The following is a 25689-nucleotide window of genomic DNA, read 5'->3' as shown; positions in this document are numbered from 1 at the left end:
GGTCCAGACCTGGGGGCATGCCTGAGCATTGGCAGGAAGTTCACTCAAATGCCTGTCGAAGTCGTTGACTTGATCGACTTTCGGCCAGTAGCTTCCGGCGGACGGAAACGGGCAGAACTGGCACCGGCCGGTCGACGACCGTGACCACAGGGGGTGAGCCGTGAGCGGGAGCACAGGAACGCAGCAGGACGGCGACGGAGCCACCCGGTTCACCGTGCTCGGCCTGCTGGCCATCGCGGACCGGCGGGAGACCGCCGTGCTCCAGCCCTCCAAACCCGCCACCCTGCTGGCCGCGTTGCTGGTCCGCCCGAACGCGGTGGTCTCCGTCGAGTGGCTGCAACGGGCGATCTGGGGCGAGGAGACCCCGGCCACCGCCAAGGCCGCCCTGCACTCCTGCGTGCTGCGCCTGCGTCGGCTGTTCGCCAAGTACGGCATCGCCGGACACGCCATCGAGGCGCTGCCCGGCGGCTACCGGATGGCCGTCGACACCGGCACCCTCGACCTGCTCGAATTTCGCGAGTTACTCCGGCGGGCCGACCAAGCAGCCGATCAGAAAGCCGAGTTGGGCCTGTTACGGGAGGCGCTGGCACTGTGGCAACTACCGGTGCTGGGCAATGTGCCGTCCGACGCGCTGCACCGCGAGGAGGTCCCCCGGCTCACCGAGGAGTGGCTGCGGACCGCCGAACGGGCCTATGACATCGAACTCGCCCTCGGACGATGTCGCGAGGTGCTCGCTGAACTCTGGTCGGCGGCGAGATCGCACCCGGTGCACGAGCGGTTCTGGGAGCAGCTGATCGAGGCGCTCTACCGCACCGGCCGCCGCGCGGACGCACTCGCCGAGTACCGCCGGGTCCGCGACCACCTCCTGGAGGAGCTCGGCGTCGATCCGGGGCCGGCCCTGCGGCGCCTCGAACTCTCCATCCTGCGCGGCGAGTCGGTGACCACTACGACCACCGCCGCGACCACCGCCACGGCCACCGGCGCGGCCACTACCGCGACCACGGCCCCAGCGGGCGCACCTGACGGGCCCCATGGACCGGACGAGCGGGCGCTCTCCGCCCCGGCGACCGCCCGCACCGCGATACCCGCGACACCCGCAGCACCCGCCGCCGCGACCGGCCCGGATCCACAGCCCGGTCCGGATCCACAGCCCGGTCCGGCGGACCGGGCAGGCGTCCTGGCCACGCCGAGCGGCCCGGTCAGCGGCGAACTCGTCCTGGCCGGGCTGGTGCAGGCCGGACTGCTGCGCGAAGGCCCGCCCGGCCGCTACCAGGTCCACGACCTCCTGTTGGCCTTCACCCGTGCCGCCACCGGGAGTTGGACCCACGCACCGGCCACCGGACCGCCCGCCGACGGCGTGGGGCGCACCGAGCGCGCCACCGAGCACCCCCGACCCACGCGGCTTCCGGCCGCCCCGCTGCGCAGAACCTGAAGGGTGAGGGACATGGCCCGGTACGAGGAGATCGCCGACACGCGCCCGCGGATCCGGCGCGACGTGCTGTACACCCGCACGCCCACCGGTGTGCTCTTCCACAACGCACACGGCGGCTTCAGCCTCACCACGAAGAACGCCTACCGCTTCGCCTCGCTGCTCGTCCCGCACCTGGACGGCGGGCACAGCGTGGCCGACCTCTGCAGCGGGCTCGGCGACCAGCAGCGCGCCATGATCACCCAGCTGGTGGCCGCACTGTACGGCCGCGGCTTCGCCCGCGACGCCGGCCCGGCCCCGGAGGCGGACGCGGAGGCCGTCTCCCCCGAGGTCGCCGCCCGCTTCGGCGCCCAGCTGGAGTACATCGACCACTACGTGGGCGGCGCCGCCGAGCGGTTCGCCCGCTACCGGCGTACCAGGGTCGCCGTCCTGGGCGACAACGAGCTCGCGCGCTGGTGTGCGCTGAGCCTGATCCGCAACGGCTGCGCGACCCTTGGCCTGCTGCCCGGCGTCCTGGCGGACGAGACCGGTGCGCTGGCCGCCGAGACGGCCGCTCTCGCCGAGGCGGGCTGTGAACTGACGCTCCATCAGATAGCCGACGACAAAGGCCCGGTGGACTGGGATGCGCTCGACGGCTACGACCTCGTCGTGGTCACCGCCGGAGCCCGGCAGACCGCGCGGCTGCTGGAGGCGGGCATCCCCCCGGGGCGGCGGCTGCTGCCGGCCTGGACGATCGGCGACCGCGCGGTGCTCGGGCCGGTGATGGCCGAGGGCCGCCCCGGTTGCTGGGTGTGCGCCGCTCTGCGCCTGGGCGCGGGCGCCGACCCCGCCGACAGCGCCGAGTTGTGGAGCCGCGTGGCGCCGCTCGCGCCGCTCTCGGCCGGGGACCGGCAGCCGAGCGGGCCGCTGGCCGCGATGCTCGGCAACCTGCTCGGCTACGAGGTGTTCCGGCTCACCACCGAGGCGCTGCCGGCCGAGACCGACGGGCAGCTCGTCGTGCAGCACCTGGACTCGCTGGACGTGGCCGCCGAACCACTGCTGCCGCATCCGCGCTGCCCGCGCTGCGCCACGCTCGACGAGCAGGCGGCGGGCCGGCCCGAGGGCCAGTGGCCGAGCACCGGCGAGCTGGACGCGGCGGACCGGCCGCGCACCGAGCCGGCCGACGGTGCGGCCGAGGAGGCCGCGGCCCAGCAGGCGCTGGCCGAACTCGACGCGCGGGCCGTGCTGGTGCGAGCGCACGCCGGGCTCTGCACCGAGTTCGCCGACGACAGCTGGCAGCAGACGCCGCTCAAGGTCGGCACGGTGCGCCTGAACCTGGCCCCCGGAGCGCGCCGGAAGATCTCCGCCTTCGACGTGCACCACGTGGCGGGCGCCCGGCTGCGCGCCCTCTACCGCGCGGCCGAGGTCTACGCGGACCGGGTGATCCCGGCGGCGGACCCGCACGGCCGGGCGGCGACGGAAGACTGCGCGCGCATCGAGCCGGCCGGGCTGGCGACCGCCAGCGGCGTGCTGCGCACCGGCGAGCGGCCCTGGCGTCCGGCCCGCTCGCTGCTCACCGGCGAGCGGCTGCTGGTGCCGGCCGCCGCCCTGCGTCCGCTGGCGGCCGACAACGCCGGCCACGTCTTCGAGGCCACCAGCGCGGGCACCGGCGCGGGCGGCACGCTCGCCGGGGCGATCACCCGGGCGCTGCGCTCGGCGCTGGCGTACGACGCGCTGCGGCGGGCGCTGCGCGGCGCTGCCACGGTCCGGACCCTCCCACTGGACCTGCTGGAAGCCGATGTCGAGCTCACCTTCCTGGCCCGCTCGGCCACGAACCTCGGCCTGGAGCTGGAGCTGCTGCGTCTGGGCGGCGACCCGGGTGAACCGCTGCCGGTGGTGCTGGCCCGGGCCACCGAACCGGGGGCGGAGCGCGGGCGCTGGGCGCTGGGCGGCGCCCTGAGCCTGCGGGAGGCGGTGCTGGCGGCGGCCCGGGACCTGCTCGGCCTGGTCCAGCTCGGACGCGACCTGGGTGCGCCCGGCTCCGGCGACGCCGGAGACCCGCTGGTGCGGGACCTCGATCCGGCCGTGCTGGTCGCCGGTGCCGACGCGACCGGTGCCGGCCCGGGGGCGCCGGCCGACCGGCTCGACTGGGCGCAGGTCCTGGAGCGGCTGCGGGAGGCCGGACGCGACGTGCTGGTCGCACCGGCGGGCGCACCCGATCTGCGGGCCGGCCGGATCGAGGTGGTCAAGGTGCTTCTCACCCACGGGACCGACGGGACTTCGGGTGCGCACTGAGGCCGCCGGGGTCGTCGAGCGACCGCGCGGCGAGGCTGCGGATGCACGGTGCGAGCGGGCGGACGGCTGCTGGGCGCGCACCCGCGAGGCGCTGGCCGAGCTGCTGACGCAAGCCCTCGGCGCACCGCAGAGACCCCCGCGACTGCTGGGCGTGCAGGACGAGTTGGGCATCGCCGAGGCCGCCTCGGACGCCGGACCGGCCGATCCCGTGCACCTGTACGGCCACCACGCGATCGTCGGGCCCGGCCCCTCCCCCGCCGGTTCGCCCTGTCCGCGCTGCCTGGCCCGGCGCTGGCAGGCCGTGCGCTCCGGGCCACTGCGCGAGGCGCTCGAACGCGGCGGCGACACCGTGGCGGTGGGCGACCCGCCGTGGGCGGTGCCGTTCCTCGCCGACGCGCTGGCCGCACTGCTGGCGGCCCGCCGCGAGCGGCCCCAGGCCGCTCCGGTGCACCTGCTGGACCTGGAGACGCTGCGGGTCAGCGGCTTCCCGCTGCTCCCCGACGCCGAGTGCCCGCACTGTGACCCGCGCACCGAGGACCGCGCCGAGCAGGCCCGCATCACGCTGACCAGCCGGCCGAAGTCGGCACCGGACGACTTCCGGCTGCGCGGGATCGAGGAGTACCGGCTGTCGCTGCCCGCCCTGGTGAACCCGGTGGCCGGGATGCTCGGCCCCTCGGTGATTCCCGACCTGGTGTCGGCCACCACCTCCTCGACCGTCGGCTGCTTCACCATGCGCTCCGGCAGCTACCTGCGCGAGTCGTTCTGGGGCGGCCACACCGCCGCCTACCGCACCAGCACCCAGGTCGGCCTGTTGGAAGGCCTGGAGCGGTTCGCCGGGATGCGCCCGCGCGGCCGGCGCGGCACCGTGCTGGCGGCCCTCGACGAGCTGGGCGAACAGGCGCTCGATCCCAGGGAGTGCGGCCTCTACAGCCCCGAGTTCCACCAACTCAAGCCGGACGTCCTGCCGTTCTCGCCGAGCCGGGCGATCCCCTGGGTCTGGGGCTGGTCGCTGCGCGAGGACCGGGCGGTGCTGGTTCCCGAGGTGCTGACCTACTACCACGCGCCGGGCGGGCTGCGGAACCGCTTCGTCCAGGAGAGCTCCAACGGCTGCGCCTCCGGCGGTTGCCTGGAGGAGGCGGTCTACTTCGGGCTGATGGAGGTGGTGGAGCGCGACGCCTTCCTGCTCAGCTGGTACGGCGGGATCGCACTGCCCGAACTCGATCCGCAGCGGAGCACCCGGGCCGAAACCCGGGCGATGGTGGACCGGTTGGCGATGTACGGCTACCGGGCGCGCTTCTTCGACACCCGGATGGGCTTCCCGATCCCGGTGGTGACCGCGGTCGCCGAACGGATCGACGGCGGGCTCGGCCGGCTCGCCTTCGGGGCGGGCGCGAGCCTCGATCCGGAGGCGGCGCTCTGGGCCGGTCTGTGCGAGATCGCCACCGACGCGGTCAACCTGCGCCGCCGCACGGTGCGCGAGGAGCACCGACTGCGGGCGATGGCCGCCGACTTCGACCAGGTCCGGGTGCTGCACGACCATCCGCTGCTCTACGGGCTGCCCGAGATGGCCCGGCACGCCGACTTCCTGCTCAGATCTGACGGAGCGTCACCACGGGCTTCGTCACCACCGACTACGTCACCACGGGCTTCGTCGCCACCGACTACGTCACCACCGGCTTCGTCACCACGGGCTTCGTCGCCGCTGGCCGACCCCGCTTCGCTGGCCCGCGGTCCGGGCGCGATCCGGCCGGGCGACGACCTGCGGGAGGACCTGGAGCAGTGCGTGGCGGCGGTGACCGGAGCGGGCTTCGACGTCATCGTGGTCGACCAGACCATGCCCGAGCAGCGCGCGTTGGGCCTGTGCACCGCGAGCGTGCTGGTCCCCGGCCTGCTGCCGATCGACTTCGGCTGGCGCCGGCAACGGGCCCTGACCATGCCCCGGCTGCGCACCGCGCCGCTCAGGGCCGGCCTGCGCGACCGCGAACTGTCGGACGCCGACCTCAACTGGGCACCCCACCCCTTCCCTTGAGCCGACAGCCGGCCAGCAGCACGGACCCCGGGCCCCGGGCGCCGACGAAGCAGCGAGAGACGAAGCAGCGAGACCTGAGAGAGGAGTCAGCATGGGCTACGCCCACGAGTACGCCGCCGCGGTGATGCGGCGCGGCCGGGTGCCGATGGAGCCGGCCGACTTCGTGCCCGACTGGGCCGACCGGCCGCGCAAGGGCAAGTACTACCCCGGCGCCGAGCGCCTGCCGCTGCCGGACGGGCCGGCGGCACCGGGCGCCAGCGTCCAGCGCGGCCTGTTCGGGCCGCGCGGGCAGGGCGGGTTCACCCTGCCGCTGCTCGGCGGGATGCTCCGCGACTCCTACGGCCTGACCGGGCGGCGGCTGGCCGTGCAGGCCAACTCGGACCTGGGCTCGCTGCCGTTCGCCACCCACGCCAACTTCTCCCGCGGCACCGCCTCCGGCGGCGGGCTGTACCCGATCGGCATCCACTGGGTCTGCGGGCCCAGCGGCCCGTTCACGCCCGGCGTCTACCACTACGCCACCGGCCACCATGCGATGGAGCGCCTGCTGACCGGCGACGTCTCGGGCGAGGTGCGCGCGGCGCTGGGCCGGGCGCCGAGCCAGGAGGGGGACGGCTGGGAGACCGACCAGTTCCTCGTGCTCGGGGTCAAGTTCTGGCAGAACGCCTTCAAGTACAACAGCTTCTCGTACCACGTGGTCGCCATGGACATCGGTGCGCTGCTGGAGACCTGGCGGATCTGGGCCCGCGCGCACGGCCTGCACATCGGTGCCGCACTCTGGTTCGACGAGCCGAGGCTGACCCGGCTGCTCGGCATGGCGCCCGAGGAGGAGGGCGTCTTCGCCGTCGTCCCGCTGCGCTGGCAGCACGGCCGGCCGGCCGCCGCGGCCCGTGCCGGGGCCGTCCCCGCCGAGGTGCGGGTGCACGCCGTGGACCAGGAACGCTCGCGCACGGTCCTGGACTTCGAGACCGTGCGGCGCGTGCACGCCGCCACCCTGGCGGGTGCGAGCGACCGACCGGCTCCCGGCGTGCTCGCGCAGGGACTGGGCCGTGTCCCACCATTCCCACCGGACGCGGCAGCGGGTAGCGCCGACCTCCGGCTGCCCGCCCCGCAGCCGCTCACCGCCGGGGTGCGCACCGCCCTGCGGGCCCGGCGCAGCAGCTTCGGCCGGTTCACCGCCGAGCCGCCGATGAGCGCGGCCCAGCTGGCCACCGCACTGGCCGCCGCCGCGACCGCCGCCCGCCTGGACACCGATGCGGAGGCCGGCACGCCCCAGGGCCCCGACGGACCGCCGCTGACCCGGCTCTACGTCTTCGTCAATCACGTCACCGGCATCGCGCCGGGCGCCTACGCCTACCTCCCGGGCGGCGACCGTGCCGCGCTGCGACAGGTCGGGAGCGGGGCACCGGGCGCGTTCCTGCAGCGCACCTACTTCCTGGCCAACTACAACCTGGAGCAGGCCGCTGCGGTGATCGCGGTGGCGGCACCGGCCGGCGCCGTGCTGGACGCGGTGGGCGACCGGGGTCTGCGGCTGGTCAACGCGGCCGTCGGCGCCTGCTCCCAGGCGCTCTACACCGCCACCGCCGCGGCCCGGCTGGCCTGCGGCGTGGCGCTGGGCTTCGACTGCGTCTCCTACGCCGAGGAGTTGGGGCTGACGGAGCGCGGCGAGGTGCCGATGCTGATCATGATGGTCGGCCAGGAGCACCGCAGCCCCGCCGACTTCGACCACCGGATCGCCTGATGTGCGGGGGGACGAGTTGACCACCGAAACGCCGGACCCGGCTCCCGAGAGCCTGGGACACCACTTCATGCTGCGGGTCGGCGGACTTCCCGTCGAGACGGTGCACGCCCTGCGCGCACCCGAATCCCTCGACTGGGCCGAGCGGTTGCTGGCCGAGGAGGAGCGACTGGCCGACCTGGGTGCCCGGCTCAGCGAACCGCTCTCCGCGCTGGTGCGGACGGCCGGGGACGCCGGCCGGCGACGCGAACTGCTGGCGGTGCGGCGGCAGGTGTTCAACAACCGGCTGCCCGACCGGCCGGCCGAACTCGGCGCGCTGGCGGCCGAACTCGGCGGCAGCACCGGCGAGCTGCTGGCCCAGTGGCTGCGCGCCCGCCACCACCTGGCGCGGCTCGCCGAGCGCGGCGAACCGCTGCTCGCCGCCGAACTCCTCTCCACTCGTGACGAGTTGCGCCGGATCGCCGGGAGCGAGGAGCTGCGCCTGGGCCTGCTGCTCGCCTCCCCCTCCCTGGTGGACGGCCTGGACCGCCGGCAACGCGCCGATCCCGCCGCCCCCTTGGACAAGCGCGCCCGCAAGCTGGAACGGTCGCTGCTCTCCTACCTGTACCGGACCGCCTGCAAGACCAGCCCGTTCAGCACCTTCACCGCGGTCGCCGCGGGCACCTTCAGCCCCGCCGCGACGGGCACCGCTGCGGAACAGACCGGCACCACTCCCGAGCAGGCGGAGCTGCAACTCGGCCCCGGGCGGACCAGCCACCCCCGACTGAACGTGGTCGTCCTCGCCCGGCTGGCCGAGCTGATCGCCGCCGACCCCGGGCGCCGTCGCGACCTGCCCCTGACGCCCGCCTCCGGCTGGGAGCTGACCGAGGACCGGGTCCGCTACGTGCGCCGCTCGGTCACCGCCGGGGACACCGCCGCGGCGGTGAGCTTCGACGCCGCCCACGACCGGCTCTTCTTCCTGCGGCTGAGCGGAGTACTGGAGCACCTGCTGGAGTTCTTCGGCGAGCGCCCGCTGATCCGCTTCGGCGAGCTGGCCGCGCTGCTGAGTGCCCGCACCGGCGGCAGCACCGTGGACGCCGAGCGCTACCTGACCGCGCTGCTCGACGTCGGCATGCTCCAACTGCCCGCGCTCGGCACCGATGTGCACGCCGCCGACCCGCTGCGCGCCTTCCAGGCGGCGCTGCACTCGCTGGACCGGCCGTGGGCCGAGGCCGCCGCGGCACGCCTGGCGGGCCCGGCCGCCGTGATCGACCGCTACCCGGCGGCGGACCCGCCGACCCGACGCGCCCTGCTCACCGAACTGCGCCGGGAACTCACCGCCCTGCAGAGCGAGCTGGCGGGCGGAGAGGCGCCCGCGCTCCCCCAGACCCTGCTCTACGAGGACGTGGCGGCGGGCGAGGTGGCCGCGGACCGCGCCGAGTGGCGCGAGCCCGCCGCCCGCCTGCGCGAACTCGCCCGGATCCTGCCCGTCTTCGACCTGGGCCTGGCCCGCCGGCTCACCCTGAAGGGCTTCTTCCTGGCCCGCTTCGGCCACGGCGGCAGCTGCCCGGACCTGCTCCAGCTGGTGCACGACTTCCACGAGGACATCTTCAACCAGTACCTGCAGTTCACCGCGCTCAAGCCGGAGCAGGGCGAGGACGGCGGCTACCTGCCCGAGGAGAACTGGCTGGGCCGCCCCGAGCTCACCGCCCTCGACCGGGCCCGCACCGAACTCTCCCGGCGGATGGCCGAGTTGTTCGCCAAGCTGCCCGACGGCAGCGAGGAGCTGCTGTTGGAGGACGCCGACCTGTCCGCCGTCGCCGCCGAACTCGCACCGCTCGGCGAGGAGTTCGCGCCGCACAGCCACTTCGTCCAGCTGGCCCGCCGCGCACGCGGGCCGCTGGCCGTGCTCAACCACTCGTACGGCGGCCTGGCCTTCCCCTTCACCCGCTTCACCCACTGCTTCGACCAGCCGGACGGCGCCGGCCTGCCCGCCCGACTGCGCGAGGCACTGCTGGCCGCCCAGCCCGAGGGCGCGGTGTTCGCCGAGGTGACCGCGGGATCGGCCACCACCAACCTCAACCTGCACGCCCGGCTGACGGAGTACGAGATCGTCTGCCCCGGGGAGCGCAGCACCGCCCCGGAGGCCGCCCAACTGCGGCTCGACGACCTGTCCGTGGCGCACGACCCGGTCGCCGACCGGCTGCACCTGCGCTCGCGCCGGCTGGGCCGGGAGGTGATCCCGCTCTATCTGGGCTACCTGGTGCCGATGGTGCTGCCCGAGGTGCCGCGCAGCCTGCTGCTCTTCTCGCCCACCTCACGGGTCACCCCGCAGCTGTGGCGCGGGGTGCCCGCCGGCCCGGCCACCGACGGGGTGACCCGGCGCCCCCGGGTGCGGTACGGCAACCTGGTTCTCCAGCGCCTTAGTTGGACGGTGGCAGCACAGGGGCTGCCGGTCGCCCGGACGGGCGGCGGCGAGGCCGGGCGGTTCCTTGCCTGGCAGCGCTGGCGCCGCCGGCTCGGGCTCCCCCTGCAGCTCTTCGTCCAGGTGCATCCACAGGGCGGCGCCGGCCCGCGGCTGGGCTCCGTCAAGCCGCAGTACCTGGACTTCGCCAGCCCGCTCTCGCTGCTCGCCCTGGAGGGCCTGCTCACCGGCGGCCCGGCCGAGCTGGTCCTGACCGAGATGCTGCCCGGCGAACAGGAGCTGCACGTGCGCTCCGCCCGGGGCCGGCACGTCGCCGAACTGGCCCTGGAGATCGTCCCCCGCACCACGGCCGCCGCCACCGGGCAGCGGGAAGGAGAGCCCAGCCATGGCTGACCACCCCGCCGGAGGCGCCCCCGGCGACTGGCAGGCCTTCCACATCTTCTACGCCGCCAGCCCGCGCCCGCTGCTGCTCCAGTGCGTGCGCCCGCTGGTCGAGGAGCTGACCGAACAGGGCCTGCTCGCCGGGTACTTCTTCATCAACTACTGGCTGGAGGGTCCGCACCTGCGGCTGCGGCTGCGCCCTGCCACCCCCGCGGCGGCCGGCGAGGTGACCGAGCGCGCCGAGGCGGCGATCGCGGCCTTCCTGCGCCGCCGCCCCGCCCTCTACGAGGTGAAGGACAGCTTCTTCGCCGAGCTCTACAACACCCTCTTCGAGCTGGAGTACCGCGAGGAGGACCGCGAACGCCTGCTCGGTCCGGACGGGCGGATGCGGCTGCGCGAGAACAACACCTTCAGCGCCGAACCGTACGAGCCGGAGTACGGCAAGTACGGCGGCCCGGCCGGAGTGGCGCTCGCCGAGTGGCACTTCCAGCGCTCCAGCGACCTGGTCATCGAGGCCGCCCGCACCATGAACCTGCACCTGCGCACCGTGGTGCTGGGGCTGGCCGCGCAGCTGATGATGACCATGTCGGCCTGCTTCCTGCCCGACCAGGAGCAGCTGCTGGCCTTCCTGGACCGCTACCACGCCTTCTGGAACGGGGCGTTCGAGGGCACCAACTTCACCGCGCAGCAGGGCTACGACCGCGCCTACGGCAGCACCGGCGAGGCGCTGGCGGACCGGTTCCACACCATCCGCGCGGCCATCGGCGCCGGCGTGCCCGAGCGCCTGCCCACCCTGCTGCGCGACTGGGCGGAGCACTGCCTCCAACTGCGCGCCCGGGCCGCGGCCCTGGCCGAGCGCGGCGAGCTGGTCTTCCGCTCCTGGGACGGCACCCGCGACCTGCCGGTGACCGATCTCGCCCAGGCGCTGCCGATGCTGCTCTCCCCCTACGCCCACATGACCAACAACCGGCTCTCGGTGACCGTGCGCGACGAGGCCTACCTCTCCTACGTGCTGGCCCGCGCGCTGCGCGAACCGCGGGCCGCGGTGAGTTCATGACGGAGCGTCAACTGCTCGACCTGCGACCGCGGATCCGCCCGGAGATCCGGATCAGCCGCCCGCTGCTGCGCGGCACCACGCCGGTGCACCTGCTCAAGGACCCGGTCAGCGGCCGTCGTCTGACGGTCGGCACCAAGGAGCACTTCATCATCAGCCGGCTGGACGGCAGCCGGTCGCTGGCCGAGGTCGGCGAGGAGTACGCGCGGCAGTTCCGGGCGCGGCTCGGCGAGCCGCAGTGGCAGCAGCTGCTGGGCCTGCTGCACAGCCGCGGCCTGCTCGGCACCGCCCCGGCGCCGGGCCCCGAGGCCGCCGGGCGGCCGTCCGAGCCGGCCCGCTCCACCGTGCTGGCGGGCCGGGTGCGGATGGTCGCCGACGCGCCTGCGCTGCTCGACCGGCTGCACGCGGCCACCGGCCTGCTGCGCCGGCGCTGGTTCCTAACCGCCCTGTTCACCCTGGTGGCCGCGCTGCTGACCGGCCTGGCCGCACAGTCCGGCGCGCTGCTGCGGGACACCGGGCAGCTGTTCCACCAGCCGGTGGCGCTGTTCGCCGTCGGCACCCTGCTCTGGGTGAGCCTGGCCCTGCACGAGCTCGGGCACGGCCTGGTCGGCCGGGCGTTCGGCGGCCGGATCACCGAGATCGGCCTGCGCTGGCGGCTGCCGGCGACCTACCTGTACTGCGAGGTGGAGGACGTCCAGTTCTTCGCCCGGCGCCGCCAGCAGATCGCCACCGCCTGCGCCGGCGCGCTGGTCAACCTGGTCTTCCTGCTGCCCTGGTACCTCGCCTGGAACCTGCTGCCCGCGCACGCCCAGGCCCGGCCGTTCATCGGCGGCCTGCTGCTGCTCGGCGCGGTGCTGGCCTTCGCCAACCTGGTCCCGCTGCCGCCGCTGGACGGCTACCAGGCCCTCGGCTACGCCCTGGACTGCCTCCAACTCGCCACCGAGAGCCGCCGGTTCGTCGCCCTGCTGGCCCGCTCGGCGGTGCGCCGCGGTCCGGGGACCAGCGGCTACCCCCGGCGCCTGCGACTGGTCTACGGCGGCTACGCGCTCGGCTGCGCCGCGCTGGCGGCCACCGCGCTCGCCGCGCTGGGGCCACTGGCCCGCCGGCTGCTGCCGGCCGGCTGGGCGCCGGTGGCCGGCCTCGCACCGCTGCTGGTGGTGGCCCTCGCGCTGGCGCTGTGGGCCGGCGGCCTGGTCCTGCGCACCCACCGCAAGCGGCAGGCGACCTGATGCCGGCGGACGAGCAAGCACGACAGCGAGCGACAGCACGACGGCAAGCGACAGCACGACAGCGAGCAGCAGCACCACGGCGAGCAACAGAGAGAGTGACGATGAGTCCAGCCGCAAGCCCCTCGGCCCCCGCCGTCGAACTGGCCGGGGTGACCAAACGGTACGGCAGCGTGCAGGCGCTCGACGGGGTCTCGCTGACCGTGGCGCGCGGCGAGTTCTTCGGTCTGCTCGGCCCCAACGGCGCCGGCAAGACCACCCTGGTGGAGATCGTGGAGGGCCTGCGCACCCCGGACGCGGGCCGGGTGGCGGTGCTCGGCGAGCAGCCCTGGCCGCGCAACACCGCGCTGCTGCGCCGCCTCGGCATCCAGACCCAGAGCTCGGCCTTCTTCACCCGGCTCACCGCGCGCGAGCACCTGGAGACCGTCGCGGCGCTCTACCGCCTGGACCGGGGCGCCGCGCTGCGCGCTCTCGACCTGGTCGACCTGCGGGAGAAGGCCGACAGCCGGGTCCACGAGCTCTCCGGTGGCCAGCGCCAGCGCCTGGCGCTGGCCACCGCGCTGGTCCACGAGCCCGAGCTGATCTTCCTGGACGAGCCGACCGCCGCGCTCGACCCGGCCGCCCGGCGCTCGCTCTGGGAGGTGCTGGGCACGCTGCGCGGAGCCGGTCGGACCATCGTCTGCACCACCCACCACCTGGACGAGGCGCAGGCGCTGTGCGACCGGGTGGCGATCATCGCGCACGGCTCGATCCTGGCCCAGGACACCCCCGGCAACCTGATCCGCTCGCTCGCCGCCCCCACCCGGCTCAGCCTGCCGCTGCACCGGCTGACCGCCGCCGAGGCCGAGCGCCTGCCCGGGGTGGAGCGGGTCGCCGTCGAGGGCGGCGAGCTGGTGATCTGGACCAGGTCGGCCAACCGGGTGCTGGTCGCGCTCGGCGAACTGGTCGACCTGGAGGAGATCCAGACCCGCAGCGCGACCCTGGAGGACGCCTACCTGGAGCTGACCGGATCGGAGCACCGCGCGTGAACGCCTACCTCGCCGTCACCCGGGCCAGCTACCTGGCCTACCTGCGGGACCGCACCTCGGTGATCTTCACCTTCGCCTTCCCGCTGCTCTTCCTGGTCGTCTTCGGGCTGATCTTCCACGGGCAGTCGGTCAACGGCGGCCTGTCGTACATCAACTACATCGCGCCCGGGGTGCTCTCCTGGGGGATCGGCAACGCCGCCCTGTTCGGCGTCGCCTTCACCCTGATGCACTGGCGGCGCGACGACCTGCTGCGCCTGATCTGGCGCACCCCCACCCCGCTGGGCTCGGTGCTCGGCGCCCGCTACCTGGTGGCGGTGGGCACCGGGCTGATCCAGGCGGCCCTGTTCGCGGCCGTCGCGCTGGCCGCCTTCGGCCTGCGCGTCACCGGCCACTGGCCGCTGGCGCTGCCGGTGCTGCTCTTCGGCATCACGGCCTTCGCCGCGCTCGGCCTGGTGGTGGGCACCCTCGCCAGCACGCCGGAGGCGGTGGCCGCGGTCGCCAACTGCGTGATGGTGCCGATGGCGTTCCTGTCCGGCGCGTTCTACCCGATCGACCTGATGCCGAGCTGGCTGCGCACGCTCTCCCGGGCGCTGCCGCTGCGCTACTTCGACGAGGGCGTCACCGACGCCTTCGCCGGGCGCGGCGGGTCGGGCGTCCCGGCGCTGGACTGCCTGGCGCTGCTGGGCTTCGCGCTGCTCTTCGCGCTGGCGGCCGGGCGCTTCTTCCGCTGGAGCAACCAGTCATGACCATCCATCAGCCTCACGACGGCCTGCCCTTCGAGGCTGCCCGCGCCCTGCTGGAGCGCCGGCTGGCCGAGCGGGCCGCGGCCGAGGACCGGCCCGCCCCGCGGGTGGCCGCGCTGGGCGGCGTCGACCTGCTGCGCCCCGAGCCGGGCGAGGCGGCCCGGCACCGGGCCGGCGCCACCGTGCACCTGGGCTCGGGGGCCGTGCTGATCGGGCCCTGGGGCGGCTCGCCCGCGGCACCGAGCGCCTGCGGCTGCTGCCTGGCGATGCGCTGGCAGCGGCTGCGCAGCCGCACCGAGCGGGAGGCGCTGGAGAGCGGATCGGCGCTCACCGTGGTGGACCCCGGCTGGCCGCGGCTGACCGAGTACGCGCTGGACGCCGTCTGGGCGCTCCACCGGCTCACGGACGGCGCACGGCCACCGGGCACCGGTCCGGACGGCGAGCTGCCGCAGGTCAGCCGGCTCGACCTGGAGACCCTGCGGGTGCAGACGGTGCCGCTGCTGGCCGAACCGCTCTGCCCGGCCTGCGCGGCCACCGGCGCCGGGCAGGCCGGGGAGGGGCCGGTGCTGCCGCTGGTCGCGCGTCCCAAGCCGGCGCAGCAGGAGTACCGGCTGCGCCCGGCGGGCGGCTACCCGCTGCCCGCCCTGGCGCTGGCCAACCCGGTCTGCGGCGTGCTCGGCGCGGGCACCTGGTCCGACGTCACCTCGCCGACCACCGCGCCGGTGGCGGGCAGCGTCTTCATGCGCGGCTACGCCGGGCTCACCGACGTCACCTGGAGCGGCCAGGCCAACTCCTTCGCCGCCAGCCGCGACCTCGCCTTCCTGGAGGGCCTGGAGCGGTACGCGGGCACCCATCGCCGCCGCACCGCGCCGCCGCTGACCGAGGCCTACCGCAACCTGGTGGGCGCCGCGCTCGACCCGCGCGACTGCGGGCTCTACGCCGAGCGGACCTACCGGGACGACCCGATGCTCAGCCCCTTCGACCCCGACCGGCCGATCCCCTGGGTCCAGGGCTATTCACTGCGCGACGAGCGCCCGATCCTGGTCCCGGCCCGGCTCTGCTACTACAGCGCCGGGGTGGCCGCCGACAACTTCGTCTTCGAGTGCTCCAACGGCTGCGCGATCGGCAGCTGCCTGGAGGAGGCGATCCTCTTCGGCCTGCTCGAACTCGTCGAGCGGGACGCCTTCCTGCTCGGCTGGTACGGCAACGCCGCGCTGCCCGAGATCGACCTGGACCGGCACCCGGGCGCGGCGCTGCGGGCGATGGTGGACCGGGCCGCGCTGCAGGGCTACCGGGTGCGCGCCTTCGACAACCGGGTGGACCTGAGCGTCCCGGTGGTCACCGCACTCGCGGTCCGCGAGGACGGCGGCCACGGCACGCTGGCGTTCGCGGCCTCGGCCGGGTTCGACCCGGCGGCCACCGTGGAGTCCGCCGTCTGCGAGATCCTCACCTACATCCCGCACCTGCCGGGCCAGGTGAGCGCGCGGCCGGCGGAACTCGCCGCGATGGCCGAGGACTTCGAGCTGGTGCGTCGACTGCCCGACCACGCCGCCCTGTTCGGGCTGCCCGAGATGGCCGAGCACGCCGGGAGCTACCTGCGCCCCAGCGCGCTGCTCGACCCGGAACAGACCTACCAGGGCTGGCTGAAGCAGCGCCCGGACTCCGGTGATCTGCTGGACGACCTGCTGCACTGCCGCGACGAACTGGTCCGGGCCGGCTTCGACGTGATCGCGGTCGACCAGACCACGCCCGAGCAGCGGCGGCTGGGCCTGCGCACCGTCTGCACCCTGGTGCCCGGCCTGCTGCCGATCGACTTCGGCTGGTCGCGCCAGCGCGCCCTGCGGCTGCCCCGGCTGCGCACCGCGCTGCGGCGCGGCGGGCTGCGGGAGCGGGACCTCACCGAGGACGAACTGCGCCTGGTGCCGCACCCGTTCCCATGACGAGCGGGTGCGCGGACGCCGACGGCCCCCCGGCCGCTGCTCGTACCGGGGGGCCGCCGGGGCGGTGGCGCTGGATCAGGCGGTGCAGCTGGTGGTGCTGGTGGTGCTGGAGCAGGTGCTGGTGCTGGAGCAGCTGGTCGACGAGCCGAGCATGACCTCGCTGGTGTCCGAGTAGTCGCTGATCTCGAAGGTCTCCGACTCCAGGTTCAGGATCTCCTCGGCCAGGGAGGCGAGGGAGTTGTTCTGCGGGGCAGCCATGGGGACTCCTTCGTACGGCAGTGGGGACGGGCCGGGATCGCGGTCCCCTCGAACAGGTACCCACCATCCCGCACCACCCTTTCTACGCCGCGCCGCTGGCACCTCCGGCTGCCATCCGCTGGCACTCCACTGACCACCCACCGCCGACCCGTTCACCCCGAGGACAGGAGAGACCCCATGACGACGACCAGCGCCCTCACCCGGGCCGCCGAGCTCTACCTCGAACTGCACCGCGATCCCGAGCTGTCCGGCGCCGAGCAGCGCACCGCCGCCCGGTTCGCCGACTGGCTGACCGGCACCGGCTACCAGGTCGTCCAGGGGGTCGGCGGCCACGGCGTGGTCGCCGCCCTGCGCAACGGCCCCGGCCCGGTGGTGCTGCTGCGCGCCGAACTCGACGCGCTGCCCGTCGAGGAGCGCACCGGCCTGCCGTACGCCAGCACCGCCACCGCCCGCACCGCCGACGGGCGCACGGTCCCGGTGATGCACGCCTGCGGCCATGACGTGCACCTCGCCTGCGCGGCCGGTGCGGCAGCCGCGCTGGCCCGGGCCCGCGACCGGTGGCGCGGCACCGTCCTGGTGGTCGGCCAGCCGGCCGAGGAGACCCTGCGGGGCGCGGCGGCAATGCTGGGCGACGGCCTCTACCAGCGCTTCGAGCCGCCCCAGGTGGTCCTCGCCCAGCACACCGCCCCGCTGCCGGCCGGCCTGGTGGCCCACGCGTTCGGCCCGGTCACGGCGGGCAGCCGGACCCTGCGGCTGGTGATCCACGGCCGGGGCGGCCACGCGGCCGCCCCGCACCTGGCGGTGGACCCGGTGGTCGCGGCAGCCGCCGTGGTGCTGCGGCTGCAGGCCGTCGTGGCGCAGGAGACCAGCCCCGCGGAGCAGGTGGTGGTGACGGTCGGCTCGCTGGAGGCGGGCAGCGGGGGCAACGTGATCCCCGACCGGGCCACCCTGACGGTGACCGTGCGGGGCTTCTCCGAGCAGGTGCTGGACCGGGTCGGCGCGGCCGTGGTCCGGGTGGCGCGCGGCGAGGCGGCGGCCTCCGGCTGCCCGCGCGAGCCCAGCGTCGAGGAGCTCTCCCGCTCCGGGGTCAACCTGCCCGACCCCGCCCTGACCGAGGCGGTGCGGGCCGCGCACCAGAATGCCTTCGGCACCGCCCGGGTGGCCCAGTGGCCGCCGGCGCTGGCCACCGAGGACTTCCCGCTCTTCGGCGAGGCCGGCGTCGACCTGCACGGGGTGCGCGGCATCCGGACCGCCTACTGGATGCTCGGCATGGTCGGCGCGCGCCAGTGGGCCCAAGCCCCGGGCAGCGGCCCGGCGGAGAAGATGGCCGCCCTGCCGCCCAACCACTCCCCCGAGTTCCGCCCCAGCGTCCGGCTCACCCTGCAGACCGGCATCACCGCCCTGGTCAGCGCGGCCACCGCCGCGCTGGGGCCGGGCGACTGAGCGGTAGCTGACGCTGCGTCAGCGCGCGGTCGTGCCGGGGTGCGGGCGGCGCAGCAGCCAGGCCCAGAAGCCGCGGCGCGCCGGCCGCGCCACGATGTGGCCGCTGCGCACCGACCCGGAGATCTCCACCCGCAGGGTGGTGGGCCCCTGGTCGCCCGGGGCGCGCTTGACCTGGACGGCGCCGCTGGCCACGCTCACCTCGTCGACGTCCACCATCATCCCGGGCCGGGTGATGATGACCAGCGACCCGCTGCGCACCTCGGCCTCGATCCGCAGCACCGGCTGGGTGATCACCGCCTCGGTGAAGTCCAGCTTCACGCTGCCGCTGGCCACCGTGACGTCGAAGGCCCGCGGCACCACCCAGCGGCCGACCCGCTCGGTGTGGCCGCTGTCGCAGTCGATCCGCACCAGGTCCTTGACCTCCGGCGCCGTCGAACCCACCACCACGGGCAGGTCGTCGACCAGCACCGCGAGCTCGCTGCCGGTACGCGCGGTCAGCGCGCGCTCCAGTCGCTCGTCCAGCTCCGCGGCCGTCAGCCGACCGTCCCCGGCAGCGACCCGCAGCAGCTCCGCCACCCGGTCGCGCTCCTCGTACGACACCCGCAGTTCCGGCCGGCGCTGCCCGCCCGGCGACATCTCACCCGTCATGGCAGGTACCTTATGCGCTCGCCTCGGAGGCGGTGTACTACCAGCGGGTAGCCGATCGGCACCCCGGCGCGGCAGCCCCACCCGCGGGCCCCTAGGCTTGGCGCGATCATGCCCCGCCCGCCGGTCGGCAGCAGCCACGTCAGAAGGAGAGTTGATGCACGCTCAGGGCTCGCAGCCCCCGCAGGCCGACGCCGACCGGGACGCCGAGGGCGGGCTGCGCCGCCGGCGCTTCCTCGGCTACGTGGTCGCGGCGCCGACGCTGCTGGTGGCCGCGCCGCTGGAGGAGGCGGTGCTGGCGCCGACGCCGGCCGCCGCGGCCGTCCCCTCGCTGCCCGAGCCGGCCGACATCCTCGACCTCACCGACCTGCTCACCACCGCGGCGCTGCCGACCTCCGGCCTGATCGGCATCCAGCTGAACGCCGACGGCACCGCGACCTTCGCCCTGCCCCGCGCCGAGGTCGGCCAGGGCATCACCACCTCCACCGCGATGCTGATCGCCGAGGAGCTGGACATCCCGCTCTCCCAGGTGCGGATCACCCTCGCCGACGCCCGCCCCGAGCTGCTCTTCAACCAGCTCACCGGGGCCTCGAACACCACCGTCTCCACCTACACCCCGGTCCGGGTGGCCGCGGCGATCGCCCGCCAGCGGCTGCTGGCCGCCGCCGCCGACCGGTTCGGCGTCCCCGCCACGACGCTGACCACGGCCGCCGGCGTGGTCAGCTCGCCGAGCGGGCAGCGCGCCGACTACGGCTCGCTGGCGGTGCAGGCGGCCAGCGAGGTCACCGTCCAGGTCGGCGTCCCGCTCAAGCAGCGCTCGGACTTCACGGTGATCGGCACCGATCAGCAGCGGATCGACGCGCTGGACATCGTCACCGGCCGCAAGCAGTTCGCCATGGACCTCGCGGTGCCGGGCGCGCTGCCGACCATGGTCTGCCGGCCGCCGACGGTCAACGGCACCCCGCTCTCGGTGCAGAACCTGGCGGCGGTGAAGGCGATGCCGGGCGTCACCGACGTGGTCGTCGTCCCGACCGGCGTGGCGGTGCGCGCCACGACCTTCGGGCAGTGCATCGACGCGGTCCGCGCCCTGCAGGTGACCTGGGGCCCGGGCACCGAGGACGACTCCTCCGACAGCACCGTGCTCCAGGAGCTCCGAGCGGCCGAACTGCCCTTCGCCGTCCCGCCGGTGAACCTGCTGGCGAAGACCATCGAGGCCGAGTTCACCTTCGCCTTCGCGAGCAACTCGGCACTGGAGCCCAACTGCGCGATCGCCGACGTGCGCCCGGGGCGGGCGGAGGTGTGGGGCTCGCTGAAGTCGCCGATCGTGGCGCAGGGCGCGATCGCCGCCAAGCTGGGGCTGCTGCCGAGCGCCGTCACCGTCCACGTCACCCAGGGCGGCGGCTCCTTCGGCCGCAAGCTGTTCTTCGACGCGGCCCTGGAGGCCGCCGAGATCTCGCAGCTGATGGGCAAGCCGGTGAAGCTGATGTGGCACCGTACCGACGAGTTCCGCCAGGGCCGCACCCACCCGATGTCCGTCTCCCGGGTGCGGGCGGTGCACGCGCTGGGCCAGGTGCTCAGCTTCGAGCAGCGGCACACCTCGGTGGCCACCGACTTCAGCCACGGCCTCGGCGAGATCATCACCGCACTGGTGGCCAAACTGCCGGTCGGCGATATCGGCTTCTCCGAGACCATCTTCGAGCTGAGCCAGGAGACGCCCTACAACTTCGGCCTCACCACCCAGCTGCTCAGCGAGGTGGACAAGGGCTTCAACACCGGCAGCATGCGCGGCATCTACTCCCCCAATGTGCGCTGTGCGCAGGAGTTGATGGTCGATCAGCTGGCCGCCGCGCTGGGGCAGGACCCGTACCAGTTCCGCCGCCAGTCGCTGAAGGACGAGCGGGCCGTCGCGGTGCTCGACCAGGTCGCCCAACTCGGCTCCTGGGGCCGCACGATGGCGCCCGGCACGGCCCAGGGCATCGCGCTGCACCCCGAGTACCACAGTGTCGCCGCCGTCCTGGTCGAGATCGACTGCACGCCGCAGACCACCGGGCGCCGGATCCCGGACGCCTGGACCGGGCCGCGGGTCACCAAGGTGGTCTGCGCGGTGGACGCCGGGATCGCGGTCAACCCGCTGGGGCTCAAGGCGCAGATGATGGGCGGCATCATGGACGGCATCGCGCTCGCCCTCTCCTCCGGCCTGCACCTGGAGAACGGCGTGTTCCAGGAAGGCAGTTGGGACAACTACTTCTACACCAGGCAGTGGAACACCCCGCCGGACCTGGAGATCGTGGTGATGCCGCCGAGCAGCGACACCCCCGGCGGGGCCGGCGAACTGGCGGTCGGCTCGGCGATGGCCGCGGTCGCCTGCGCCTACGCCCGCGCCACCGGGACCATGCCGACCAGCTTCCCGATCAACCACGCGGCACCGCTCGCCTTCGATCCGCTGCCGACCTCGCCGCCCGTCCCGCAGTCCCCCGTCGACGGCCTGACCCGCGCCTACTGAGCCACGCGTACCGTCCCGCGCCTACTAGGAGTTTCGAGAACCGTGCCCCAACACACCTTCATCCTCAACGGCGCGCCGGTCACGGTGGACGTGGAGGACGACGTCCGGCTGCTCTGGGTGCTGCGCGACGTCCTCGGCGTCACCGGCCCCAAGTACGGCTGCGGGCTGGGCGTGTGCCAGGCCTGCACCAGCCACATCAACGGCAAGGCGTTCAACCCGTGCTCGGTGCCGGTCAGCGCGGTGCAGCCGACCGACCGGATCACCACCATCGAGGGCCTGCCCGCCACCGTCGGCAAGGACCTGCACCCCATACAGGAGGCCTGGCTGGAGTTCGACGTGGCGCAGTGCGGCTACTGCCAGCCCGGACAGATCATGGCCGCCGTGGCCAAGGTCCAGCAGGCCAGGGCGGCCGGCCGCGAGATCGGTGACGCCGACTTCGACGAGATCCGCAACATCTGCCGCTGCGGCACCTACGTGCGGATCCGCGAGGCGATCGCGGCCGGTGCGAAGAACTTCTAGGCCGGGTCCCGGAAGAAAGCCACCATGCCCGCCCGGCCGGCTCCCGGCCCGCGGACATGCCCGCCGGGCCGGCCCGGCGGGCATGTCACGCGAAAACCGCGGTATTCCTAGTACCAGCGCTGATTCTGGTTGTTGTAGTCGGTGCCGTTCACGTAGACGCTGCCCAGGCTGTACGCGCCGGTCCAGTCCAGGAAACCGCCGCTCTGGACGTTCTGCAGCTTGAATCCGGAGCCGGTGTAGATCTCCCGCCAGCGCTCGTAGGAGTTCGTGCCGTCCCGGCCCGAGTTGCAGTTCTCCGTGTACGCCTGGCTCCCGTAGCCCGTCAGGCAGCGCCCGAACCGGTCGACCTCGTTCCAGGTGCCGTCACTGTTCTGGACGTCGTGCCACTCCCAGCCCACGGTGCTGGCGCCCACGGCACCGCCACCGGGCTGCGAGCCGAGGAAACAGCACTGATCGTTCGTGCCGTTCTTCCAGGTGATGGTCCCGTCCGCGTGGGCGGCGCCGGTGAAGCCGATCAGCAGGGCGGGAACGGCAGCAGCCGTCGCGAGTGCCTTTGCGGCATGCTTCTTGAACATAGTGATTCCCCCTGGAAAAGTCGATTCATTTTGTCGGCTCGAAAAGAATGGGTACACCGTCTTCAAGGTGCACCTTGAGCGAACTTGCCGAACGCTAGCACAGCTCCATATCTGTCAATATCCGACTGTTCGCACATTGACTGGGTTTGCCCCCCGCTCCGCATACCGGACGCGCACCGCCGCCGGACATGCGAAAACCAGCCATTCACACGGCTGGTCTGCGCACACCAAAACACCGGGCGGATCAGCCCACCACGACGGTGACCTTCCAGCGGACCACGACGTGTGAGCAGACGACGCCCGGGGTGGGCACGCAGCGGCGCTCGGCGGTGATCTGGCCGCTGCCGCCACCCTGCGCGGTGAACGCGGCCCAGGCGCTGCCGTCCGGTGCGGTGCCGCCCGCGGTGCGCTGCAGCACGGCGCTGTCACCGGCGGTCGGCTCGGTCCAGGCCAGGGTGGCCTCGCCCGCGGTGGAGCCGGTGAGCCGGACGTCGATCCGGTCCCCGACCGCCACCCGCACGGTCTGACCGTTGCTGTCATTGGTGAGCACGACCTCGTCGGTCACGCCCTGCGGCGCGGCGTGCAGCGCGCCGGGAACGGCGGCGGGGGCGGCGACCGCGGCGGGGGCGACCGCGCTCAGCGCCAGCGCTGCGCCGAGGGTCACCGCGGCGAGCGGGGTGGTCAGGTACTTCGTGGCGTTCATCGGGCGCTCCGGGTACGGGGAGAGGGGACGGGGCACGGGCAGCACGGACGGCTGCCATCCGTATACCGGCCCCGACCCCGGCCCGGCCCGCCGCGCCCGCCGGTTCACCGGATCGCGTGAACGACCGCGTGAGAGACGAAGCCGACCGGAAGAGCCCGCTCCACCATTGGGTCTAATAGACTCGCCCCTTGGGCCTGCGGACCAGACGTCGGGCTCACAGGTGCGGGGAGGCTTCCGCCGGGCCTGCTGCCTATCCGCGTCCGAGGGAACACGTTGAGCAACGAACAGTCCATCTCCGTCCGTCAGGTCCTGGACGAGGCCGGCCGCCGCCGGACCTTCGCCGTGATCAGTCACCCGGACGCGGGCAAGTCCACCCTCACCGAGGCGCTGGCCCTGCACGCGCGGGCGATCACCTCGGCCGGCGCCGTGCACGCCAAGGGCGGCCGGCGCGGCGTGACCAGTGACTGGATGGAACTGGAGCGCGAGCGCGGCATCTCGGTGACCTCGGCGGCGCTCCAGTTCGAGCACCGCGGCCACATGATGAACCTGGTCGACACCCCCGGCCACGCCGACTTCTCCGAGGACACCTACCGGGTGCTCTCCGCCGTCGACTGCGCGATCATGCTGGTCGACGCGGCCAAGGGCCTGGAGGAGCAGACCCGCAAGCTGTTCGCGGTCTGCCGCCACCGCGGTGTCCCGGTCATCACCTTCATCAACAAGTGGGACCGCCGCGGTCGCAACGCGCTCACCCTCCTCGAGGACATCGAGACCGTCCTGGGCATCACCCCGGTGCCGGTGGTCTGGCCGGTCGGCGACGCGGGCAACCTGCGCGGCCTGGTCGAGGCCGGCAACACCGACGAGATGCTGCGCTACACCAAGGTGCCGGCCGGCACCCACGCCGCCCTGGAGGAGACGCTCAGCGCCGAGCAGGCGATGGCGGAGGAGGGCGAGGACTGGACGAACGCCCTGGAGGAGCTGGAGCTGGTGCTCTCCTCCGGTCCCGGCTACGACCAGGAGGCCTTCGAGAGCGGCAAGATCAGCCCGGTCTTCTTCGGCGCCGCGCTGACCAACATCGGCGTCAAGCTGCTGCTGGACGCCGTGGTCGACCTGGCCCCGGCGCCGGGCCCGCGCCCGATGGTCAACGGCAGCGCGCGCGAGGTGGCCGAGGACTTCTCCGGCGTGGTCTTCAAGATCCAGGCCAACATGGACCCGGCGCACCGCGACCGGATCGCCTTCGTCCGGGTCTGCTCCGGTGTCTTCGAGCGCGGCATGAACGTCACCCGCGCGGCCAGCGGCCGCTCGCTGACCACCAAGTACGCGCACACCGTCTTCGGCGCCGAGCGCACCGTGGTCGACACCGCCTTCCCCGGTGACGTGGTGGGCCTGATCAACGCGGCCGCGCTGCGCGTCGGCGACACCCTCTACGTCGGCAAGAAGGCGGAGTTCCCGCCGCTGCCGGCCTTCGCTCCCGAGTACTTCGCGGTGGCCCGGCCCAAGGACATCAGCCGCTCCAAGCAGTTCCGCCGCGGCGTCTCGCAGCTGGACGAGGAGGGCGTGGTCCAGGTGCTGGTCTCGGACCGCCGTGGTGACCAGGCGCCGGTGATGGCCGCCGTCGGCCCGATGCAGTTCGACGTGGTGCTGCACCGGATGGAGCACGAGTTCTCCTCGCCCATCACGCTGGACCACCTCAGCTACCGGCTGGCCCGGGTCACCGACCCGGCCGGCGCCGCCGAGGTGGGCAAGTCCCGGCTGACCGACGCCGAGGTGCTCACCCGCCGCTCGGACAACGTGCTGCTCGCGCTGTTCGGCGACAAGTGGCACCTGAACGCCTTCCAGCGGGCCAAGCCGGACGTGCTGCTGGAGCCGCTGATCGCCACCGCGGACTGACCTGCCCGCACAACGCCCTGCCCCGGTCCGGTGAGCGCCCGCCCACCCGGCCGGGGCATCGTCGCACTCGCGTCCACACAATGTCTACAAACTTGTAGACGCTCACCTTGGTGTGCCATCCTGCCGCCCATGACGACCACCCATCCGCACGTCAGCACCCCGGCCGGGGCGGGCCTGCGTGTGATGAACAAGGTGCCAGAGGCGACCGCGACCTTCTGGACCATCAAGGTGCTGACCACGGGCATGGGCGAGACCGCCTCCGACTTCCTGGCCCACCTGCTGAACCCGATCATCGCCGTCGGCATCGGCGGCCTCGGCCTGCTGATCTGCCTGGCGCTGCAGTTCACCGTGCGGCGCTACATCGCCGCGGTGTACTGGGCCGCCGTCGTCATGGTCAGCGTCTTCGGCACCATGGCGGCCGACACCCTGCACGTCGCGCTGCACGTGCCGTACGCCGCCTCGGCACCGGCCTTCCTGATCGCCCTGGTGGCCGTCTTCGCCACCTGGTACCGCACCGAGGGCACGCTCTCCATCCGCAGCATCCGCACCCGGCGGCAGGAGACCTTCTACTGGGCCACCGTGCTGGCCACCTTCGCGCTCGGCACCGCCGTCGGCGACCTGACCGCCACCACCTTCGGCTGGGGCTACCTCACCTCGGGCATCGCCTTCGCCGTGCTGATCGCGCTGCCGGCGCTGGCGCACCGGCTGGTGGGCCTGGGCGCCGTGCCGGCCTTCTGGATCGCCTACGTGCTGACCCGACCGCTGGGCGCCTCGTTCGCGGACTGGATGGCGGTCTCGCACGACCGCGGCGGCCTGGACCTGGGCCTCGGCCCGGTGACGCTGGGCTGGACGGTGGCGATCCTCGCCCTGGTCCCGTTCGTCGCCGGCCGCCGCGGCGAGGCCCGCCGCTGAG

19 protein-coding genes are annotated in these 25689 nt (G+C 73.9%); 15 read left to right on the top strand and 4 right to left on the bottom strand.

The features are described 5' to 3' along the window. The first annotated feature begins 160 nt into the window (after positions 1-160). The 10 genes from OG500_RS33965 to OG500_RS33920 all read left to right on the top strand — a co-directional run bounded on the left by OG500_RS33965 (position 161) and on the right by OG500_RS33920 (position 16243). Positions 161-1432: an AfsR/SARP family transcriptional regulator gene (locus OG500_RS33965; RefSeq protein WP_329585849.1), complete on the top strand. Its 1272-nt coding sequence runs from the start codon at positions 161-163 to the stop codon at positions 1430-1432. A 12-nt stretch (positions 1433-1444) separates the two neighbouring features. After that, positions 1445-3703, top strand: a complete 2259-nt coding sequence (locus OG500_RS33960) for a TOMM precursor leader peptide-binding protein (RefSeq protein ID WP_329585847.1) — start codon at positions 1445-1447, stop codon at positions 3701-3703. A 100-nt stretch (positions 3704-3803) separates the two neighbouring features. Then, positions 3804-5732 carry a TOMM precursor leader peptide-binding protein gene (locus tag OG500_RS33955; RefSeq protein ID WP_442907159.1) on the top strand — a complete coding sequence of 643 codons (1929 nt, stop codon included), beginning with the start codon at positions 3804-3806 and terminating at the stop codon, positions 5730-5732. A gap of 91 nt (positions 5733-5823) precedes the next feature. After that, positions 5824-7470, top strand: a complete 1647-nt coding sequence (locus OG500_RS33950; RefSeq protein ID WP_329585844.1) for a nitroreductase family protein — start codon at positions 5824-5826, stop codon at positions 7468-7470. Between the two features lie 67 nt (positions 7471-7537). Further along, positions 7538-10264, top strand: a complete 2727-nt coding sequence (locus tag OG500_RS33945; protein ID WP_442907158.1) for a lantibiotic dehydratase — start codon at positions 7538-7540, stop codon at positions 10262-10264. Beyond that, complete coding sequence (locus OG500_RS33940) at positions 10257-11309, top strand: lantibiotic dehydratase C-terminal domain-containing protein (RefSeq protein ID WP_327070678.1); 1053 nt, start codon at positions 10257-10259, stop codon at positions 11307-11309. Before OG500_RS33945 ends, OG500_RS33940 begins: the two co-directional genes overlap by 8 nt. After that, entirely contained in the window at positions 11306-12535 is a 1230-nt protein-coding gene (locus tag OG500_RS33935) for a M50 family metallopeptidase (RefSeq protein ID WP_327070677.1), read from the top strand. The genes OG500_RS33940 and OG500_RS33935 overlap by 4 nt, the downstream gene beginning before the upstream one ends. A 101-nt stretch (positions 12536-12636) precedes the next feature. Continuing rightward, the gene (locus tag OG500_RS33930) at positions 12637-13560 is read left to right on the top strand and encodes an ABC transporter ATP-binding protein (RefSeq protein WP_327070676.1); all 924 of its coding nucleotides are present in this window, start codon (positions 12637-12639) and stop codon (positions 13558-13560) included. Beyond that, complete coding sequence (locus OG500_RS33925) at positions 13557-14306, top strand: ABC transporter permease (RefSeq protein WP_327070675.1); 750 nt, start codon at positions 13557-13559, stop codon at positions 14304-14306. The genes OG500_RS33930 and OG500_RS33925 overlap by 4 nt, the downstream gene beginning before the upstream one ends. After that, a complete protein-coding gene (locus tag OG500_RS33920) occupies positions 14303-16243 on the top strand; it encodes a TOMM precursor leader peptide-binding protein (RefSeq protein ID WP_329585838.1) in 1941 nt (646 codons plus the stop codon). Before OG500_RS33925 ends, OG500_RS33920 begins: the two co-directional genes overlap by 4 nt. 75 nt (positions 16244-16318) lie before the next feature. Here the strand turns inward: OG500_RS33920 and OG500_RS33915 are convergent, their stop codons facing one another. Beyond that, a complete protein-coding gene (locus OG500_RS33915; RefSeq protein WP_329585835.1) occupies positions 16319-16501 on the bottom strand; it encodes a thiazolylpeptide-type bacteriocin in 183 nt (60 codons plus the stop codon). A 177-nt stretch (positions 16502-16678) separates the two neighbouring features. On the opposite strand from OG500_RS33915, the gene OG500_RS33910 reads away from it, so the two are divergent. Then, positions 16679-17944 carry an amidohydrolase gene (locus OG500_RS33910; protein WP_329585833.1) on the top strand — a complete coding sequence of 422 codons (1266 nt, stop codon included), beginning with the start codon at positions 16679-16681 and terminating at the stop codon, positions 17942-17944. Positions 17945-17962: 18 nt separating this feature from the next. Here OG500_RS33910 and OG500_RS33905 read toward each other — a convergent pair whose 3' ends face one another. Further along, positions 17963-18592: a DUF1707 SHOCT-like domain-containing protein gene (locus tag OG500_RS33905; RefSeq protein ID WP_327070671.1), complete on the bottom strand. Its 630-nt coding sequence runs from the start codon at positions 18590-18592 to the stop codon at positions 17963-17965. A gap of 154 nt (positions 18593-18746) precedes the next feature. Between OG500_RS33905 and OG500_RS33900 the strand changes: the two genes are divergently transcribed. Both OG500_RS33900 and OG500_RS33895 read left to right on the top strand, forming a co-directional pair. Then, the gene (locus tag OG500_RS33900; RefSeq protein WP_329585831.1) at positions 18747-21092 is read left to right on the top strand and encodes a molybdopterin cofactor-binding domain-containing protein; all 2346 of its coding nucleotides are present in this window, start codon (positions 18747-18749) and stop codon (positions 21090-21092) included. A 42-nt stretch (positions 21093-21134) separates the two neighbouring features. Further along, positions 21135-21611, top strand: coding sequence for a (2Fe-2S)-binding protein (locus OG500_RS33895; protein WP_329585828.1), 477 nt, complete (start codon positions 21135-21137; stop codon positions 21609-21611). A 107-nt stretch (positions 21612-21718) separates the two neighbouring features. Here the strand turns inward: OG500_RS33895 and OG500_RS33890 are convergent, their stop codons facing one another. Together OG500_RS33890 and OG500_RS33885 are read right to left on the bottom strand one after the other, a co-directional pair. After that, positions 21719-22186 (bottom strand): hypothetical protein, encoded by a 468-nt coding sequence (locus OG500_RS33890; RefSeq protein ID WP_329585826.1) that lies wholly within the window; start codon positions 22184-22186, stop codon positions 21719-21721. A gap of 244 nt (positions 22187-22430) precedes the next feature. Then, complete coding sequence (locus OG500_RS33885; RefSeq protein WP_329585823.1) at positions 22431-22889, bottom strand: hypothetical protein; 459 nt, start codon at positions 22887-22889, stop codon at positions 22431-22433. A 273-nt stretch (positions 22890-23162) separates the two neighbouring features. Here OG500_RS33885 and OG500_RS33880 point away from each other — a divergent pair, with 273 nt between their 5' ends. Together OG500_RS33880 and OG500_RS33875 are read left to right on the top strand one after the other, a co-directional pair. Continuing rightward, positions 23163-24776, top strand: a complete 1614-nt coding sequence (locus tag OG500_RS33880) for a peptide chain release factor 3 (RefSeq protein WP_327070666.1) — start codon at positions 23163-23165, stop codon at positions 24774-24776. A gap of 129 nt (positions 24777-24905) precedes the next feature. After that, positions 24906-25688, top strand: a complete 783-nt coding sequence (locus OG500_RS33875) for a COG4705 family protein (protein WP_327070665.1) — start codon at positions 24906-24908, stop codon at positions 25686-25688. Position 25689 lies beyond the last annotated feature (1 nt).

It is taken from the genome of Kitasatospora sp. NBC_01250, assembly GCF_036226465.1.
GTDB lineage: Bacteria > Actinomycetota > Actinomycetes > Streptomycetales > Streptomycetaceae > Kitasatospora.
This window is presented reverse-complemented; position numbering and strand designations above follow the sequence as displayed.

Coding starts and splice junctions, on each gene's coding strand:
- OG500_RS33945 (WP_442907158.1), top strand. CDS start 7,538: ATGCTGCGGGTCGGCGGACTTCCCGTCGAGACGGTGCACGCCCTGCGC.
- OG500_RS33875 (WP_327070665.1), top strand. CDS start 24,906: ATGACGACCACCCATCCGCACGTCAGCACCCCGGCCGGGGCGGGCCTG.
- OG500_RS33920 (WP_329585838.1), top strand. CDS start 14,303: ATGACCATCCATCAGCCTCACGACGGCCTGCCCTTCGAGGCTGCCCGC.
- OG500_RS33960 (WP_329585847.1), top strand. CDS start 1,445: ATGGCCCGGTACGAGGAGATCGCCGACACGCGCCCGCGGATCCGGCGC.
- OG500_RS33900 (WP_329585831.1), top strand. CDS start 18,747: ATGCACGCTCAGGGCTCGCAGCCCCCGCAGGCCGACGCCGACCGGGAC.
- OG500_RS33910 (WP_329585833.1), top strand. CDS start 16,679: ATGACGACGACCAGCGCCCTCACCCGGGCCGCCGAGCTCTACCTCGAA.
- OG500_RS33905 (WP_327070671.1), bottom strand. CDS start 18,592: ATGACGGGTGAGATGTCGCCGGGCGGGCAGCGCCGGCCGGAACTGCGG.
- OG500_RS33915 (WP_329585835.1), bottom strand. CDS start 16,501: ATGGCTGCCCCGCAGAACAACTCCCTCGCCTCCCTGGCCGAGGAGATC.
- OG500_RS33930 (WP_327070676.1), top strand. CDS start 12,637: ATGAGTCCAGCCGCAAGCCCCTCGGCCCCCGCCGTCGAACTGGCCGGG.
- OG500_RS33940 (WP_327070678.1), top strand. CDS start 10,257: ATGGCTGACCACCCCGCCGGAGGCGCCCCCGGCGACTGGCAGGCCTTC.
- OG500_RS33890 (WP_329585826.1), bottom strand. CDS start 22,186: ATGTTCAAGAAGCATGCCGCAAAGGCACTCGCGACGGCTGCTGCCGTT.
- OG500_RS33885 (WP_329585823.1), bottom strand. CDS start 22,889: ATGAACGCCACGAAGTACCTGACCACCCCGCTCGCCGCGGTGACCCTC.
- OG500_RS33950 (WP_329585844.1), top strand. CDS start 5,824: ATGGGCTACGCCCACGAGTACGCCGCCGCGGTGATGCGGCGCGGCCGG.
- OG500_RS33935 (WP_327070677.1), top strand. CDS start 11,306: ATGACGGAGCGTCAACTGCTCGACCTGCGACCGCGGATCCGCCCGGAG.